The sequence below is a fragment of the Chitinophaga sp. CF418 genome (genome assembly GCF_900142925.1).
Classification (GTDB): Bacteria; Bacteroidota; Bacteroidia; order Chitinophagales; family Chitinophagaceae; genus Chitinophaga.
Genome location: NZ_FRCN01000003.1, coordinates 224,829 through 242,349, shown reverse-complemented (window position 1 = coordinate 242,349; position 17,521 = coordinate 224,829). Strand labels below are relative to the sequence as shown.

Genomic DNA, 17,521 nt, shown 5'->3' with positions numbered 1-17,521 from the left:
TCACAATGAAAATAGACAGGAACTAGTGAGATGAAATGTTAAAATACCGCAGTTGAGTATATGTACTCAACTGCGGGTAGGGGCTGTCCACCACGGGCGAACAGCCCTTGGTTACGCGAAAATTAATCCATTAATACGCGTCTGTTTCTATTGTAAGGAATGAGTGATAATCAACTCCTGTTGTACCACCAAGATAATTTAGTACGGCAAGGCTCACACTTAAGCTGCCGGTAGCATTCGCCGTGAATGGGATCACATGACAAATCATGCGCATGCCGGTGCTATAAAGTGTGTGGAACTGGGCGCTGTTGCCAGGCGCATTAGGAATGGTCACACTCACCCCGGATGTGGCGAGTTGAAGTACCTGTCCTGCAACAGAGGGATTAAATGCACCCACAAGGGTGATCCTGCCTTTCATGCCATTATACACAGGAATAGAAGCAGTGATAATTGACAACGGATTACTGCTGCTGTAGGTATTTACGGGAATGTTTGCAAAGGCTTTCTGAATGGATAAGCCATTTCCCTGCATATTCGACACCGTAATACTGTTGTTAGACGGGTTATTGATGATAGCACTACTTCCTGCATGTACAATACCTTCAATATTGGTGAATGTAACATTGGCTCCTTTTATGTTCACTGCGTTTACAACACTCTGATTGCTTGTCAGTTTGGAAATATTGATCACGGTGGAGTCGCTGTCCAACTCTACAATGGCGCCGTTAACGCTGGTGGGAGAAACCTTTTCCACATATGCGCCCGTGATGTTAAGATGAGCCATTCGTGGTCCGATCTGAATAGCGTTGTCGTTCATGCCACTAAACAGGTTGTCAGATATTTCACTCAACAGGCTCCATATACCGGTGGTCAGATTGCTGATCTTAATGGCTCCCTGATAGATATTGTTATTCGCGATGGTATTGGTGCGTGAATTGGCAGGTGTTACTAACGCATTATCTCTTTCCAGGAGAATTGAATAAGCCCTGTAGCCGGTGCCATACAACGCGCTGTCAAAAGATAATTGAGTACCAATATAGTTGCCAATGACCTTCCAGAAGATAGCATTCCTGGCATAGATGCCGTATTGTGCCTGATCGAGTGTGCATCCTTCTATAACAAGTCCTTCATTGGTGTTATAATCACCACTGTAACTGGATTCTGACTTAATACCGTAGGAGCCCGCATTGGCAGAACCGGCACAATAAATAACGGTATCCCTCACCATGCTTTCGGCATGTTTATCCTGAAAATAGATACCATTCTTATTGCCTAAGATCCAGCAATTATCCACCAGTATATTACGGCAGATGTTAAACTTGATGGCAGTGTCAAAATTCGCGATATTACATTGAATAATCCGGACAGCTGCATAGTAGTTGTAGTCCTCGGGACCGGCAGGATTCGCAACTTTGGGATAACCGCTGAAACTGAGACAGGTGGTACCGGAATCATATCCTTTTCCCTGGAAGGTTACTTCTACGAACTCAATTCCTTCAGCCCTTTGTTGTGCCGGCTGATTCAGCGTGAAAGTGAAAAGTGTACCGCCGCTAAAATCAGCTGTGATAGTACATCTGTTCCCGACAAATCTCACGTTCGAATATCCTGCAAAAGATAGGCCGGCTGTTAATCTGTAGTTGCCACGGCCCAGTAGAATTTCTGATCCGGAACCTGCCGTCTGGATACATTTGGTAAATGCTGTATCATCTGCTGAAATACCATCTCCTTTTGCTCCAAACCAGCGAATATTCAACGAAGAAGTATAAACGCGTTTCCATCTTCCGGTTATTACCGGCGTGCCTCCGACGGTCACGGTGAAGATCGTACCAAGGTTGTCTGCTTCTGTTGAATTTGCATCCCAGTAAAACTCACCACCTCCCTTATCATCCTGCGCATAATATCCCAGCAGGGTACAAATTTCATTAGAGGAGGGAAGTGCAGAGAGAGTTTTCATCGCACTGACGTTGTTAAATGTCATGTTCTAAATCTTTGAGGTTAATTGCAATAATGCTACTCAAAGATCGCTTGTCACTACGCATGGAAAATACGCAGTCGCAACATTTAAAGAACATTCATTTATCTTCTGCTTTCTACTGTATAAATGAAGCTGTCAGACTTATAATATCCTAAGTTTAACTCTATCGGCTTATCTGACTGATCGTACACAAAACGTTTACGGAATAATATGGGACTACCGGTGTCTATCTCCAGTTTAGCCGCAATGAAATTGTCTGCTGCTTTTGCGCTGATCTCTTCTTTTGAAAGCGTGGCAGTAACTTTATAATCCTGTTCCAGTATTTCGTACAGCGGACGCTTAAAATCCTCTTCACCGTTAAGACCGATGCTGGGATGAAAGTAAGACACGAAATATACGAACGGTCCTTCAGGACGTCCTCTCAGCCTTTCGAGTTTTAGCACTTTTTCTTCCGGTTTGATACCAAAGAAATGAATGATATCTTCGTTCGGTTTCACCCAACTGATATGCAGTTCGAAGTTCCTGATAGGAATCCCCCTGGCCGCCATTTCCTGTGAGAAACTTTTCCAGTTCATGGATTTGGAACTGACCGTCTTCTCCGACACCCGGGTACCGATCCCTTTTTTGCGGATCAGCAAACCTTCGTATACAAGTTTGTTCAGGGCTTGCCTGAGCGTGGTACGGGATATTTCCAGCTGTTGGGATAACTCCACTTCATTAGGCAGGAACTTGCCATTCCTGAACTGAGGATCCTCAATCATTTTCCGCAATAATTCCTCCGCCTGAACATGCAGGGGAATGGCACTGTTATGGTCGATAGAAAACTTCATATACTGAAAGAAAATATCAAAAGTAATAGACTACGCGCATAAAGACATCAAAAAATATTTGCTTTCTATGATCATTGTCTATATGTTTGTACATATGAAAGGCGTTGAAAGTACTAATTTAATGCTATTTATCTGTAAATAGGAATAAAATAGGAGTGATTGTATGAATATTATGTATGTACATATAGCTTATCTGTAAACTAATGACCTGGAATATGACAAAGTATTACCTGCTTTTGCTCCTATGGTGCAGTGTCTGTGCCACTGCAAAAGCACAAAACAAAGAACAGGCATTCACTTCAATAGAACTGAAACCTACCGTTGCCTATCTGAAGTATGAAGGACGGGCTGCCAGAATGGTGCGCCTCCTGTTCCATGGTGGAAAGAACTATACCTCAGCCACAGCTTTCATCAGTTTCAACGGACTGAAAGACAGCATCAGGATCAATGCCGGCGGAAAAGGAATGGAAGTGTTTGAACTGCCTCTGCCAGGAGGCCCTGTACTGCATGAAACGCAGGTATACGTGAAGCTGGCGGCAGGTGGAAGAGAATACACCGCCCGCTGTACGGTAGCGCCAGCTCCCGAGTGGAAAGTGTACCTGTTGCCACATTCGCATGTGGACATTGGATATACCAATGTACAGGATAAAGTGATGCGCCTGCATATGAACAATATCGACGAAGCTATTAAGATTGCGCAGCGTACACAGAACTATCCAGCAGATGCGCGTTATAAGTGGAATACAGAAGCTTTCTGGGTGGTAGACCACTACCTTGCGGCAGCAGATGAGGCAAAGAAAAAGGCCTTCTGGGAAGCTGTTAAAAAGGGATGGATCAATGTCGACGGTGCATATGCCAATATCAATACCAGTGTGACCGATTCACGCCAGCTGATGCAGATGTTCCATACAGCAGTTAAAACCGCGAAAGAACACGGACTGATCATCAATACTATGTTCCAGGGCGATATACCCGGTGCTTCCTGGGGGCTTTCCAGTCAGTCGGCTATTACCGGCATCCGGTATTTCTGGGGCGCCCCTAACGCCGGCGACCGTATCGGTAACTCTCCAAAATGGCGTGACCGGCCTTTTTACTGGCAGTCGCCTGGTGGTGAGAAAATGCTCTACTGGCAAAGTGAACCTTATTCCATTGGTTATACCCTGAAAGGTAGTAAGATCCCGAACTTTTTTACCGTGGAGGATCCCGTGCCTTATTATACCGGCAAGCCATCGGAGAACTTCCTCAACCCTTATCTCTTCGATTATCTTGCAGAACTTGACAGGAAGAAATTCCCTTACAATATGACCATCATGACATGGGCTATGAGTGATAACGCACCCATAGATCCGGAGTTGCCCGATGCAGTCAAAGAATGGAATGAAAAATTTGCTTCACCCCGGCTGATCATCACATCCGTAAAGCAGTTCTTCGGAGATTTTGAAGCTGTTTATAAGGATAAGATCCCAGTTGTATCCGGCGACTATACAGAATTCTGGACGGATGGCATTGCTTCTGCTGCACGGGAAACAGGATACAACAGGAATGCCTCCGAAAGATTGCAACAGGCAGATGCTATCTGGGCACTGCGTAATAAACCGGGTTATCCTGCCAAAGACTTCGATACCACATGGAATAATATCCTGCTGTTCAACGAACATACCTGGGGCGCATACAACAGTACCTCCAATCCTGAAGATCCTAAAGCTATTTCCCAATGGGGATATAAACGCTCGTTCTCACTAAAGGGAAAAGAACAATCTACCAGCTTGCTGGAAAAAGCGGCAGAAGGAGAGGTGATACCTAATGCAGTGGATGTCTACAATACTATCGGCAACACACGCTCTGAACTGGTGATCCTGTCTGCTGCACAAAGTACGGCCGGTGACCTGGTAAAAGACGCCAGCGGGAAAAGTGTACCTTCCCAGCGACTGAGCACCGGTGAACTAGCCATGCTGGTACAACAGATAGCGCCTTTCTCCAAACAACGCTTCACCATTCATGCAGGTAAAGCATTTGCCAATACAAAAACAAGTGTTACTACATCCACAGTACAGAACGGTTTGTACAGAATAGTACTGGACGAAAAAACAGGTAATATCATCCGCCTTGAAAGAACTGGCATCGACCGCAACCTGGCAGATTCAGGAGGTTTGAACCAGTACTCGTACCTGCCGGGCGACGCTATCGAAAAGATACAATATGCAGGACCGGCGAAGATCAGCATTAAAGAAAAGGGGCCCTTGGTAGTAAGCCTGCAGGTGGAATCATCCGCTCCCGGAGCGAACGCATTAAGCAGGGAAATACGTCTGGTCGCAGGTGTAGATCGTGTAGAGATCATCAATACGATCGATAAGAAAACTGTCAGTGCAAAAGAAGGTGTACACTTTGCATTCCCTTTCAATGTAGCAGATGCACAGGTGAGATACAGTATTCCCTGGGGAAGCATTAATGTGGAAGCAGACCAGTTGCAATACGCCAACAGGAACTGGTACACCGTACAACGCTGGGTGGATGTCTCTAACAAAGAATACGGTATTACGTGGTCAACACCCGATGCTCCACTGTTTGAAGTAGGTTCGCAAACAACGGCCAACCTGCTGGGAGGATTGTATGATTCTCCGAAATGGATCAACTTCACAGAACAACATCCTGCGTTGTATTCCTGGGTAATGAACAACCTGTGGCATACAAATTTCCGCCATGCACAGGAAGGTATTACTACATTCCGCTATTATCTGCAGGCACACAATGCCTATGATGCGTTTGCAGTAAATCAGACAGGACTGGCTGATCACCGGCCATTGATAGCTACTCCAGCGGCAGGGAATGCTAACGAATCGCTCTTCTTTAACATCGACTCAAAGGCGGTATACATAGAGAGTATCAAACCTGCAGATGATGGGAAGGGTGTAATACTATGGCTGGTGAATGCATCGGCAACAGCAGCTCTTGTTGTTTTCACACCAAAGGACAAATCAGCTGGTTTGAACATATGGGAAAGTAACATGCTGGAAGAACATAAGCAGCAATTAAATAACAACGTAACACTGCCTGTAAAAGGTATTATGATGTTACGTGTAGAGAAGCAATAACAATAATAAGATTGGACATGTTGAATAATGCAAAAATAAACCCGGGTATCAGTAGGGTAGAAGAGGAGTCTGATAATTGGCGTACCTCCGGACAATACCTGCTGCCCTTGCAGCAGACAACAGCTCCGGAAGGATATAATATCTATCCAACGCATGCTTTAGGACGCGGTAAGATCAGTGAAGGGTATGAATCACTGGCTGCCTGGATCATCACACAGCGGCGGGTGCAGATAGACGGTTATACAGGCGTGCTCTGGGACAAGATACAGCACGCATTGGATGAGATCTTCAGCCGGCAGTCCTTAAAGGTGAAATGGTATTTCACAGAAGATGCTTTGAAAAATGAGGATATCATTGAGCAAATGATCAGCCCTTTTGTTGGTGAACCGGGAACAGTATGGGGAACACGTACTTCCTTACAGCTGGCAGATTTCTTCGATGGCGGGAAGCTGGCTGCTATGCAGCCGGAACCCGGATATGATCTGCATATCGTGATCGGTACAGGTGCGGCATTGGTACAGGCGGATATTCCACTGATCTACTTCGATATGCCAAAGAATGAACTGCAATACCGTATGCGCGCAGGTGTAGTCACAAACCTTGGCAGCAGTAAAATGGATACAGCGGCTGAGATGTACAAACGCGCCTACTTCGTGGACTGGGTTGTGCTAAATAATTACAAGCAGTCCCTGGCAGGCAGGATCTCTATATTTGCAGATACACAGTGGGGGCATACACTGACATGGATAAAGGCAAAAGATCTGCAGGCTGGTATTGAACAGATCTGCCGTGATACTTTCCGTGTACGTCCCTGGTTTGAGCCTGGCGCATGGGGTGGGCAGTGGATGAAAAAACATATTCCGCAGTTGCCACAGGAAGAGGTAAACCTTGCCTGGTCATTTGAAATGATCGTGCCGGAAAATGGTGTGCTCTTTGAAAGCGATAGTTATCTCTTTGAAATTCCATTCGAATGGCTGATGTTCCTGCAGCATACTGCTGTGCTGGGAAAACATGCCGCTATCTTCCAATATGAGTTTCCCATCCGTTTTGATTTCCTGGATACCTTTGATGGTGGTAACCTGTCTATCCAGTGCCATCCTGCGCTGTCTTATATCAGGGAGCAGTTTGGCGAGACCATTACACAGGATGAAACATATTATATTCTCGATTGTAAGGAAGATGCGAGTGTCTATCTTGGTTTTGCAGCGCATATTGATCCGGTACAGTTCAGGGCAGCGCTGGAGAACAGCCAGTTGGAAAACAAGCCGGTGCAGATCACAGATTATGTGCAGCAGCATAAAGCCAATAAGCATGACCTGTTCCTGATTCCCAATTGTACCGTGCATAGTGCCGGGGCCAATAACCTGGTATTGGAGATCAGCGCTACTCCATACATCTTTACATTCAAGATGTATGACTGGCTGCGTCCCGGACTGGACGGAAAGCCAAGGCCGATCAATATCGATCATGCATTCAGGAATCTGGATTTCAGCAGGCAGGGTGCCGTAGTGAAAAAAGAACTGATCTCTGCGCCGCTGCTGACAGCAGAAGGAGCCGGCTGGCAGTTATGGCATTTGCCTACACATCCGCAGCATTTTTATGATGTACACCGCCTGGAAATAGATCATGCAGTTACCTTTGATACTAATGGTCTTTGTGGGGTGATGATGCTGGTGGAAGGAACGGCTATCGCAGTTAAAACCGCTAATGGAAAGGAGACGGTGTATCATTATGCAGAGACGTTCGTGATCCCTGCCGCAGCAGAAAGTTATACCCTTGTTAATAAAGGACCGGGAAAAGCAAAGGTGATAAAAGCCTTTATCAAAGCAGAACACCCGGTCTTCAGTACCATCAGTTATGAAAGCACAATCTGATTTTCTCCTCGTTATGACCACAGTGGTCGCCTCATTGGGAGGCTTCCTCTTTGGCTTTGATATGGCGGTCGTATCCGGCATATTACCTTTTGTGAGGCAACAATTCGCATTGTCCGCCTTACAGGAAGGATGGTTCGTATCATCTGCACTGGCAGGTTGTATTGCAGGTGTTATCGTTGCCGGTAATCTGAGCGACCGGCTGGGCAGAAAGAAACTGCTCTATATGGCTGCTTTGCTCTTCCTGCTGGCAGCATTGGGGTGTGCTTTCTTTCATGACCTTTCCTGGGTCATTACAGCACGTATTTGCGGCGGGGTGGCAGTTGGTATTGCTTCGAGCATTGTGCCCCTGTATCTGTCTGAAATTGCCCCGGATAATAAAAGAGGACGCCTGGTCACCTATTACCAGTTGGCTGTCACTATTGGTATCCTGGTGGCCTATTGCAGCAATGCGCAGTTGCTGTCTTACGCAGAGGCCCATCGGCATGATACCGGCGGAGGCCTGGTTCACTTCCTGTTTGTACAGGAGGTATGGCGCGGTATGTTTGGTATTGGCATGCTGCCGGCAGCATTATTTCTTTTTGGGCTGCTGTGGGTACCCGAAAGTCCGCGCTGGCTGATGCAGCGGGGAAAGGCCGCCGCCAAAGAAGGATACGGTCCCTTGTTCGATCCTGCCATGCGCAGGGCTTTACTGATAGGGATACTGTTGCCATTGTTCTCACAGTTCAGCGGTATTAATGCCATCATCTACTACGGGCCTACTATCCTGAATAACGCCGGTATTACATTGAGTAACTCATTCCTTAGCCAGATCATTTTCGGGGCGGCTAATGTGTTCTTTACCATCTTCGCCATCTGGAAAGTAGATAGCCTCGGCAGACGGCCGCTGTACCTCTGGGGCACAGCTGGCGCCACCATCAGCCTGATCATGACCGGTATCTGTTTTTACACCGGTGCTACGACAGGTATCGCCCTGCTCTGTTGTGTACTGGCTTTCCTCGCTTTCTTTGCTTTCTCGATCGGACCACTGAAATTTGTGATCGCAGCAGAGATCTTTCCCGACAATATCCGGGCAAGGGCATTATCTTTAAGCATCATGGTGATGTGGGTGTCAGATACTATCGTAGGACAACTAACGCCTATACTATTGCGCAGCCTGGGCACGGCGCAGACCTTCTGGTTCTTTGCCGCATTCTGCCTTGCCGCATTCATCGCAGTTTACAGACTGCTACCGGAAACGAAAGGACAATCTTTTGAACAGATAGAGCAATATTGGAAAAATACAACGAAACAAACAGCATGAAGGATACGCAGGTCTTAAGTGTGGATATAGGAGGCTCACATATTACAACTGCATTGGTGGATATGCAGCGCAGAACTTTCCTGCCTGATTCCATCTATCGTGAACACATCAATTCACATGCCGGTGCAGCAGAGATAATCGGCAGATGGAGCTACGTGATGAAGAAAAGCCTGCTGGCGGGTAATGACGTTCATCGTATTGGTATTGCCATGCCGGGACCTTTTGATTATGAAGAAGGGATCAGCTTTATCAAAGGACTGGATAAATACGAAGCCCTGTATGGCCTGAATGTGAAAGAGCTGTTGGAAGAGCAGCTGGGCATAGACAAGAAGTATATCAGGATCATGAACGATGCCTCCTGTTTCCTGCAGGGAGAACTGTTCAACGGTGCAGCGAAAGGAGAGAAGGAGGTCCTGGGACTGACATTGGGTACAGGCTTCGGATCGTCTGTGGCAGACAACGGTATCGCGCAGGAAGGCACTTTCTGGAAAACGCCCTTCCTGGACGCTACTGCAGAAGAATACTTTTCTACCCGCTGGTTTCTTCGCCGTTATGAAGAACTGAGTGGCCAAAGAATAGCAAGCGTAAAAGAGCTGGCTGCAATAGTGCGCCAATCGTCATATGCGTTAACGGTATTCCAGGAGTTCGGCTATAACCTGGCCATGTTCCTGCAGGAACAGCAGCCTATTCCATCACTGGTGGTGTTAGGAGGAAACATCACGCAGGCATTTGACCTGTTCCGTTCCAACCTGGAATATCATATGGAAGGTACCCGTTTCGTGGTCTCTGAACTGGGAGAAGAAGCGATCCTGCTGGGAGCAGCTGGTTTCTGGGAAATAGCGGGATAGTTGCCTTCATTGCTGCCATGGTTTATAATACAGGATCACCACACCTGACCTGAAGGTCCTGGCTTTCATGAATTGCAGGTGTATGTTTTCTTCCATATCCCTGAACATGGGTACGCCATGTTGTATGAAAACGGGATGTACCCATATCTGGAATTCATCTATCAGGCCTTCCTGTATAAAGGATCTTACGATGCTGCCACTGCCGTAGATGATCATATCTTTCCCAGGCGACTGCTTCATTTTCAATACTTCTTCACCGATGTTCTCTCTCACCAGCCTGGTATTGCTCCAGGTGGCACTTTCCAGCGTCTGGGAAAATACGACCTTGTTATGATTGTTCATCATATCGGCATATTCCAGCTCTATTCCGGTGAATGTCTTGTTGGGCCAGTAGCGCGCCATTCTTTCATAGCTCACGCGGCCCAGCAGGATGGTATCTGTTTTACCCAACTGATCGCAGAAATAGATTGACATTTCGTCGTTCCACAAGGGGAAGTGCCAGTCCAGCTCTCCATTGATCCCTGCCATGAAACCATCAAGCGTAACATTCATAGATACGATTATCTTTCTCATTCACTTAGAGTTTCTCATTTTCAAAGATACTATGACAAGACAGGTTGAAGGGGGCGTAATCCGGACTTGTAGCGGGGTTGTTTCTGACATCTAATTTTCCTTATTTTTGCCATGCAACCTGTTTATTAAACTGCTGATCCCAGATGAAACACATTTCAATCCTCGTGCCGGATGAGGCTGTATTAGGTACCATCTCTGATACACGTTACATGTTCACCACGCTGAACGAGTTCCTTGAATCAGATGGCAAACCGGCAATGTTTAAAGTGCAGCTGGTCGGTCTGAAACATGACATACCTCTGAACCAGGGGCTTTTCTCTGTGCATCCTGATGTGCTCATGCAGGATGTGAAGAAAACAGACCTGATTGTCATCCCCGCACTAAGCGGCAATCTGAAAGCAACCCTGGAAAGGAATAAGGCATTCATTCCCTGGATTATCGATCACTATCATAAGGGCGCAGAAGTAGCCAGCCTGTGTATCGGTTCATTTATGCTGGCCGCTACCGGATTACTGGACGGGAAAGAGTGTTCCAGTCATTGGGCTTCCGCTGCTGAATTCAGGGATATGTTCCCCGACGTAGATCTGATAGATGGCAGGATCATAACGGAGGAACAGGGCTTATACTCAAGTGGTGGCGCCTCTTCCTACTGGAACCTGCTGCTGCACATCGTTGAAAAATATACAGACCGCGCACTGACTATCAGGATAGCCAAGCTGTTTGCGCTGGAAATAGACAGGAAAACCCAGTCGCCTTTTGTCATGTTCAACGGGCAGAAGAAACATGAAGATGAGCCTATTAAAAAGGCACAGGAGTTTATAGAAAGCAACCTGACAGAAAGGATCTCTGTGGACGACCTGGCTTCTAAATTTGCTATAGGCAGGAGGCATTTTGACCGCCGCTTTAAGAAAGCGACCAACAATACACCCGCTGAATATATTCAACGGGTGAAGATTGAGGCCGCAAAGAAATGGCTGGAAAACAGCCATAAGAATGTGAATGAGGTCATGTATGAAGTAGGCTACAACGACACTAAATCTTTCAGAACTGTCTTCAAAAAGATCACAGGGTTATCGCCTATCGATTACAGGAACAAATACAATAAAGAAGCGGTGGTAGCCTGACCTAATCCAGGAAATTGGAGGTCAGGGTATCCCATACTTCTTTTCCATTACCGTTAAATACCTGTTTTAACGCATACATCCCGAACCCTTTCGCCTGAGAGAATTCTATCTTAGGCGGCATTACCAGTACAGACGGATTCACAACGGCATCTATCAGTACCGGCCCTTCGTGCGCAAATGCCTTTTCCAGCGCAATACCTACATTAGCAGGGTCCTCAAGGCGGATGCCTTTGATGCCTATTGCCTCGGCCATACGGGCGAAGTCAGGATTCTTCAGATCAGTACCGTAAGGCGGCAGTCCGGCCACCTTCATTTCCATCGCCACAAAACCTAAAGAGCTGTTGTTAAATACAATAATCTTCACCGGCAGATTATACTGTGCTATGGTGAGGATATCTCCCATCATCATAGCAAAACCGCCATCTCCTGAGAGGGAAATCACCTGTCTGCCGGGGTAGGTAAGTTGCGCGCCGATAGCCTGTGGCATAGCACTGGCCATAGAGCCATGATTGAATGATCCCAGCAGGCGTTGCCCCTTCTTCATCCTCAGATAGCGGGCTGCCCATACAGTAGGCTCTCCCACATCGGTGGTAAAGACAGCATCATCTGCCGCCAGTTTATCTATCATCTGCGCCAGGTATTCCGGGTGTATAGGTGTCTTATCTGCTTTGCCGGTAGCATGATTTTCAAGCGATTCACGACTATTCCTGTAATGCTCCACACATTTATCCAGGTAAGAACGGTCGGTCTTCCGTTTTACCAGTGGCAACAGGCAATGGAGGGTTTCCCTTACATCTCCTACCAGCCCAAGCGCAATATTACAACGCCTGCCGAGGCGCTCTGCACGGATATCTATCTGTGCGATCTGTGCACGGGAAGGAAACCAGTCCTTGTAAGGAAAGTCAGTTCCCAGCATGATCACCAGGTCGCTGTTTTCCATGGCATGATAACCGGAGGAGAATCCTATCAGGCCTGTCATGCCCACATCAAAGGGATTATCATATTCTACATGTTCTTTCCCCCGCAGGGCGTGTACCATAGGAGAAAGCAGCTTTTCCCCGGCAGCCATCAGTTCATCATGTGCACCGGCACAGCCGCTGCCACAAAGCAGGGTGATCTTTTCTGACTGATTGATGAGCTCTGCCAGTTTATTTAACTCATGGTCGGAAGGACGTATAGTCGGGCGGCTGATCATCAGGCTATGTTCCAGACCATTGCTTTCTATGGCCTGCATGGCTACATCTCCCGAGAGAGCGATCACGGCTACGCCACCCAGTCCTACGGCATTCTGCATGGCTATCTGCAACACCCGTGGCATCTGCCGGGCAGAGGCAATGGTCTCGCAATAGTGACTGCACTCCCGGAAAAGGGCTTCCGGCCGGGTCTCCTGGAAATAGGAGGTGCCTATTTCCGTACTGGGAACCTGGGCCGCAATAGCCAGTACAGGGGCCATACTCCGGTGGGCATCATACAACCCGTTAATGAGGTGCATATTGCCGGGGCCACAGCTTCCTGCACATACTGCCAGTTTGCCCGTCAGCTGCGCTTCCGCACCCGCAGCAAAGGCCGCCGCTTCCTCATGGCGGTAATGTATCCATTCAATCTCCCCGTGCTGACGGATCTCGTCTGTAATGCTGTTCAGGGAATCCCCCACCACGCCATGTACTCTTTTGACGCCGGCGGCTACCAGTTGTTCCACTATTTGTGCAGCTATCGTTTTGGGCATAAAACAAAGTGTTATTTGCTTAAATTTACATTTAAAATCAAAGTGTTATAATTTAGTAAGGATTCTGCCAACAAGAACCGTGATCTGTACAAAAAAACTGAAGAGGTCACCATTTTTTTGCAGGCAGATTGTCTTATACTTGCTCCTTAAACGTAAGCATCATGATCACTGTGTTATCAACTCCGTCCGGAAATAGTGCCATTTTAAAAGCCATCACAAAGGAACAGGCAGCGCAGATCAAAATCCCCAAAAAATATATCAGCCGTAAGGAAGAGATCTACCAGGATTTTCTCAGACTGTTAGATGAGCATCTGGCTGATATAGTTGCTGAGCGGACAGACAAAATGCATGAGCTCAGAGATTTTGCTGAAGCACTGTTCATCCACCCCACACATCTTAGCAATGTTATCAAAGAACATACCGGCCATCACCCTTGCTTCTTTTATGAAGAAAAGCTGCTGACGCTCGCAAAAGAATTGTTGCTGGATAATAAACGCTCTGTGGCGGATGTTGCCTATCTGCTTACCTACGACGCCTCCAACTTTACCAAGTGGTTCAAATCGTTTGAAGGAGTAACACCCTCACAGTTCAGGCGTTTACATCAACAAGCTTAAAAAATACTGAAGAGGGTACCATTTATACTGAAGAAGGTACCATGATTCCGGAGCCCCGATGTGCCAACTTTGTACTGTAATTAAACACAGTACAAAAATGAAAACAACGAAGAAAATAGCACTCGTAACCGGTGGCAGCCGCGGATTAGGTAAGAACATGGTGATGGAACTTGCAAAGGACGGACATCATATTGTGTTCACTTATAACAGTAAAAAAGAAGAGGCACAGAATGTCGTAGCTGAGGTTGAAAAATTTAACGTGGAAGCTGTAACCCTGCAGTTAAATGTAGGCGACACTAAATCATTCCCTGCTTTTAAAGCCAGCCTGCTGCAGGTCCTGAAAGAAAAATGGGATACCGCAAATATTGATTTCCTGGTGAATAATGCAGGTATTAACCGTGCCTCACTAATCTCCGATACAATGGAAGAAGACTTTGATGCGCTGGTGAACACGCACTTCAAAGGAGCCTATTTCCTTACACAGACATTGCTGAACGTCATTGCCGACGGCGGAAGGATCGTGAATATCTCCACCGGTCTGGCAAGGTTTGTAACTCCGGGTTATGCTGCATACTCTTCTATGAAAGCAGCCATATATAACTTCACAAAATACCTGGCGAAAGAATTAGGCCCAAGAAAGATCAACGCAAATGTGGTAGCTCCCGGTATCATTGAGACTGATTTCACCCGTGAGGCGCTTGAAAACCATCCCGGTGCGAAAGAGTACCTGTCAACACAGATAGCGTTGGGACGTGTTGGCGTGCCAGACGATATTGGAGGTGTTGTGGCATTCCTTTGCAGTGAAAGAGCAAGGTGGATCACCGCACAGTGTATAGAAGCATCAGGCGGGATGTTTCTGTAAAAGTAATGGGTGAATACCGGAAAGGTTGTCCGCTACGGCGTACAGCCTTTTTTATTTTTACCCGATACCGGACAGGGAATGTCTCAAAAGTGAACATATGAATATATGAATAATATATAGTTATTTTTATAATAGTATTATATAGATTGGCATTGGCTTGGCATACCAACATGCTGAATAGTCTAACACTCCCGCTGATGCTTAAAAACTATATCAAAATAGCCTGGCGCAACCTGATGAAGGACCGCCGGTTTACCCTGCTTAATCTGGTTGGTTTGTCTACCGGATTGACCTGCGCAATACTGATCTACCTGTGGATCAATGATGAAGTACATGTTGACAAATTTCACGCGAACGATAGTCTGCTGTACCAGGTAATGACCAATGTGGAGAATTCGGAAGGCATACAAACAATGGCTGCCACGCCCGGTATCCTGGCAAGGACACTGAAAGAGGATATGCCGGAAGTGGAATACGCCACTGCAGTTATTTATCCTTACTGGGCGGGAGAGACGACGCTGTCGGTGAAAGATAATAACCTGAATGCAGTGGGATATTATGCGGAGAAGGATTACTTCAATATCTTTTATTACCCGCTTTTACAGGGGAATAAAGACCAGGTTTTATCAGATAAGAACAATATCGTCATATCAAAACAGCTGGCGCTGAAACTATTTCACACTACGGGAAATGTAGTGGGTCGCACTATTGAGTGGCAACATGAAAAGCAATACCAGGTGTCGGGTGTGTTTGATGATATTCCCGCCAATTCCTCAGTAAAGCATGATTATATCCTGCCTTTTGATGTGTACCTGGCGCAATATTCCTTTCTGAATTCCTGGGGAAGCATCGATCCTTCGACTTACCTGGTGTTGAAGGAAGGTACAGACATAGGCAAGTTCAATAAAAAGATAGCAGACTTCACCAGGACTAAAGATAAAAATGCCGGCTACAAGTTGTTTGCCCGGCAATATTCATCCGGTTATTTGTACAACCGCTATGTGAATGGCACGATGGTAGGAGGAAGAATAGAATATATACGCATGTTTTCCATTATTGCTCTTTTCATTCTCATCATTGCCAGTATCAACTTCATGAACCTGTCCACTGCGAAGGCGTCTAAAAGATTGAAGGAAGTGGGCATCCGGAAGGTGGTAGGTGCAAACAGGAAGCTGCTTGTTTTTCAATACCTGGGAGAATCTGTTCTGATCACCTTTTTATCATTGGCCGCCACGTTGGTGCTCTTACCTTTTCTATTGCCTGCGTTTAACAATATTACCGGCAAGCAGATATCATTGCAGGTTGATCCGGTGTTATGGCTGTCTGTTTTGGGCATTACTCTTTTTACAGGCATCCTGGCCGGATTTTACCCAGCATTTTATCTTTCTGGCTTCAATCCCATTGCTATCCTGAAAGGCAAATTACGGGCTTCTTTAGGCGAGATATGGGTAAGGAAAGGACTGGTTATGTTCCAGTTCATTATTTCAGCGGTGTTCATTATTGCCGTGTTGGTGGTATATAAACAGATCAGGTATATACAAACAAAAGACCCTGGTTATAATGTAGACAATATTATCAGCTTCCAGTTAGGATCAGAGGTGGTCACTAAAACGCCCGTGTTTGTGAATGCCATCAGGGACCTGCCGGGAGTCGTAGCTGCATCGAGTATAGACCATGCGAGTATAGTGGCCGACTATGGCAGTACTTCAGATATCCACTGGGAAGGTAAGCAGCGGGACGATAAAACCAGCTTTGCCAACATAGGTGTGTATTATGGTGCTATTGAAACGCTGGGCATGACCATGAAAGAGGGCAGGAGTTTTAATAGCAATGTAAGCTCAGACAGTACAGAGATCATCTTCAATGAAACTGCCGTCAAAAGCATGGGGCTTAGTAACCCGGTAGGCAAGGTGGTGAAGATGTGGGGAGTGAACAGGAAAATAGCAGGAGTAGTAAAGGACTTCAATTTTGAATCAATGCATGAGCATGTGAAACCTTTTGCTATGCGACTGGAGCCTGCTGCCACTTACAGGATAATGGTCAGGATCAAAGCGGGTAAGAACCGTGAAACGATAAACCTGCTCCGAAAGGCTTATGAGAAATTTGACCCAGGCTTCCCATTCAGTTATAAATTTGTCGATAATGAATACCATGCACAATACATTGCCGAAGATCGCCTGGCGACTTTGTCCGGTTATGCCGCAGGACTGGCGGTAGTAATATCCTGCCTGGGATTATTTGGTCTGGCCGCTTTCACCGCACAAAGAAGAAATAAGGAAATTGGCATCCGTAAAGTATTAGGGGCATCGGAAAGAAGTGTCGTGGTCATGCTGTCGGCCGACTTCCTGAAACTGGTGCTGATCGCTGTTTTTATCGCTTTCCCTTTAGCCTGGTGGCTCATGGATCATTGGCTGGCAGGTTTTGCTTATCGTACAGCCATTGGGGCGGATGTATTTTTGATTGCCGGCGTTTCAACCATTCTTATTACATTGATTATCGTTAGTTATCAGGGTATCAAAGCCTCGCTGACAGATCCGGTCAGGAGTCTGAGAGCAGAGTAGGAGACTGCAATACGAGGGGTTATCACCAACGCTGTAAGGAGCAATGTCAGTAGGGGAAATAGTAGGAGAAGCGGGTCTTGCGTTTTTGCCCGGTAGCGGTCTCCGGAAGGGCATAAGGTTTACATTCAGGATGGAGAGCGTA

General features: G+C 46.6%; 12 protein-coding genes. 8 read left to right on the top strand and 4 right to left on the bottom strand.

Annotated features, from left to right (window positions below; translation table 11 throughout):
- Nucleotides 1-130 precede the first annotated feature (130 nt).
- Both F3I09_RS08650 and F3I09_RS08645 read right to left on the bottom strand, forming a co-directional pair.
- Nucleotides 131-1,978 (bottom strand): hypothetical protein, encoded by a 1,848-nt coding sequence (locus F3I09_RS08650; protein WP_149694637.1) that lies wholly within the window; start codon nt 1,976-1,978, stop codon nt 131-133.
- A gap of 98 nt (nt 1,979-2,076) precedes the next feature.
- A complete protein-coding gene (locus F3I09_RS08645) occupies nt 2,077-2,805 on the bottom strand; it encodes a GntR family transcriptional regulator (protein WP_149694636.1) in 729 nt (242 codons plus the stop codon).
- Nucleotides 2,806-3,020: 215 nt separating this feature from the next.
- Here F3I09_RS08645 and F3I09_RS08640 point away from each other — a divergent pair, with 215 nt between their 5' ends.
- The 4 genes from F3I09_RS08640 to F3I09_RS08625 are packed head-to-tail and all read left to right on the top strand — an operon-like array spanning nt 3,021 to nt 9,919.
- A complete protein-coding gene (locus F3I09_RS08640; RefSeq protein ID WP_188133737.1) occupies nt 3,021-5,897 on the top strand; it encodes a glycoside hydrolase family 38 C-terminal domain-containing protein in 2,877 nt (958 codons plus the stop codon).
- 17 nt (nt 5,898-5,914) lie between these two features.
- The gene (locus tag F3I09_RS08635; RefSeq protein ID WP_149694634.1) at nt 5,915-7,771 is read left to right on the top strand and encodes a class I mannose-6-phosphate isomerase; all 1,857 of its coding nucleotides are present in this window, start codon (nt 5,915-5,917) and stop codon (nt 7,769-7,771) included.
- Nucleotides 7,755-9,071 carry an MFS transporter gene (locus F3I09_RS08630; RefSeq protein WP_149694633.1) on the top strand — a complete coding sequence of 439 codons (1,317 nt, stop codon included), beginning with the start codon at nt 7,755-7,757 and terminating at the stop codon, nt 9,069-9,071. The genes F3I09_RS08635 and F3I09_RS08630 overlap by 17 nt, the downstream gene beginning before the upstream one ends.
- The gene (locus tag F3I09_RS08625) at nt 9,068-9,919 is read left to right on the top strand and encodes an ROK family protein (protein ID WP_149694632.1); all 852 of its coding nucleotides are present in this window, start codon (nt 9,068-9,070) and stop codon (nt 9,917-9,919) included. Before F3I09_RS08630 ends, F3I09_RS08625 begins: the two co-directional genes overlap by 4 nt.
- A 6-nt stretch (nt 9,920-9,925) precedes the next feature.
- Here the strand turns inward: F3I09_RS08625 and F3I09_RS08620 are convergent, their stop codons facing one another.
- Entirely contained in the window at nt 9,926-10,492 is a 567-nt protein-coding gene (locus tag F3I09_RS08620; protein ID WP_149694631.1) for a dihydrofolate reductase family protein, read from the bottom strand.
- Between the two features lie 143 nt (nt 10,493-10,635).
- On the opposite strand from F3I09_RS08620, the gene F3I09_RS08615 reads away from it, so the two are divergent.
- Complete coding sequence (locus tag F3I09_RS08615; RefSeq protein WP_149694630.1) at nt 10,636-11,616, top strand: GlxA family transcriptional regulator; 981 nt, start codon at nt 10,636-10,638, stop codon at nt 11,614-11,616.
- A 1-nt stretch (nt 11,617) separates the two neighbouring features.
- On the opposite strand, the gene poxB is transcribed toward F3I09_RS08615, so the two are convergent.
- Nucleotides 11,618-13,342, bottom strand: coding sequence for a ubiquinone-dependent pyruvate dehydrogenase (gene poxB, locus F3I09_RS08610; RefSeq protein ID WP_149694629.1), 1,725 nt, complete (start codon nt 13,340-13,342; stop codon nt 11,618-11,620).
- Between the two features lie 161 nt (nt 13,343-13,503).
- Here poxB and F3I09_RS08605 point away from each other — a divergent pair, with 161 nt between their 5' ends.
- From F3I09_RS08605 to F3I09_RS08595, 3 genes are all read left to right on the top strand, one after another.
- Entirely contained in the window at nt 13,504-13,956 is a 453-nt protein-coding gene (locus F3I09_RS08605; RefSeq protein ID WP_149694628.1) for an AraC family transcriptional regulator, read from the top strand.
- 97 nt (nt 13,957-14,053) lie between these two features.
- Nucleotides 14,054-14,818 (top strand): SDR family NAD(P)-dependent oxidoreductase, encoded by a 765-nt coding sequence (locus tag F3I09_RS08600; RefSeq protein WP_149694627.1) that lies wholly within the window; start codon nt 14,054-14,056, stop codon nt 14,816-14,818.
- Nucleotides 14,819-15,015: 197 nt separating this feature from the next.
- Nucleotides 15,016-17,379 (top strand): ABC transporter permease, encoded by a 2,364-nt coding sequence (locus F3I09_RS08595; RefSeq protein WP_149694626.1) that lies wholly within the window; start codon nt 15,016-15,018, stop codon nt 17,377-17,379.
- Nucleotides 17,380-17,521 lie beyond the last annotated feature (142 nt).

Excerpts from the sequence above, each read along its gene's own strand:
- F3I09_RS08650 (WP_149694637.1), bottom strand. The coding sequence starts at position 1,978 with ATGACATTTAACAACGTCAGTGCGATGAAAACTCTCTCTGCACTTCCC.
- F3I09_RS08645 (WP_149694636.1), bottom strand. The coding sequence starts at position 2,805 with ATGAAGTTTTCTATCGACCATAACAGTGCCATTCCCCTGCATGTTCAG.
- F3I09_RS08640 (WP_188133737.1), top strand. The coding sequence starts at position 3,021 with ATGACAAAGTATTACCTGCTTTTGCTCCTATGGTGCAGTGTCTGTGCC.
- F3I09_RS08635 (WP_149694634.1), top strand. The coding sequence starts at position 5,915 with ATGTTGAATAATGCAAAAATAAACCCGGGTATCAGTAGGGTAGAAGAG.
- F3I09_RS08630 (WP_149694633.1), top strand. The coding sequence starts at position 7,755 with ATGAAAGCACAATCTGATTTTCTCCTCGTTATGACCACAGTGGTCGCC.
- F3I09_RS08625 (WP_149694632.1), top strand. The coding sequence starts at position 9,068 with ATGAAGGATACGCAGGTCTTAAGTGTGGATATAGGAGGCTCACATATT.
- F3I09_RS08620 (WP_149694631.1), bottom strand. The coding sequence starts at position 10,492 with ATGAGAAAGATAATCGTATCTATGAATGTTACGCTTGATGGTTTCATG.
- F3I09_RS08615 (WP_149694630.1), top strand. The coding sequence starts at position 10,636 with ATGAAACACATTTCAATCCTCGTGCCGGATGAGGCTGTATTAGGTACC.
- poxB (WP_149694629.1), bottom strand. The coding sequence starts at position 13,342 with ATGCCCAAAACGATAGCTGCACAAATAGTGGAACAACTGGTAGCCGCC.
- F3I09_RS08605 (WP_149694628.1), top strand. The coding sequence starts at position 13,504 with ATGATCACTGTGTTATCAACTCCGTCCGGAAATAGTGCCATTTTAAAA.
- F3I09_RS08600 (WP_149694627.1), top strand. The coding sequence starts at position 14,054 with ATGAAAACAACGAAGAAAATAGCACTCGTAACCGGTGGCAGCCGCGGA.
- F3I09_RS08595 (WP_149694626.1), top strand. The coding sequence starts at position 15,016 with ATGCTTAAAAACTATATCAAAATAGCCTGGCGCAACCTGATGAAGGAC.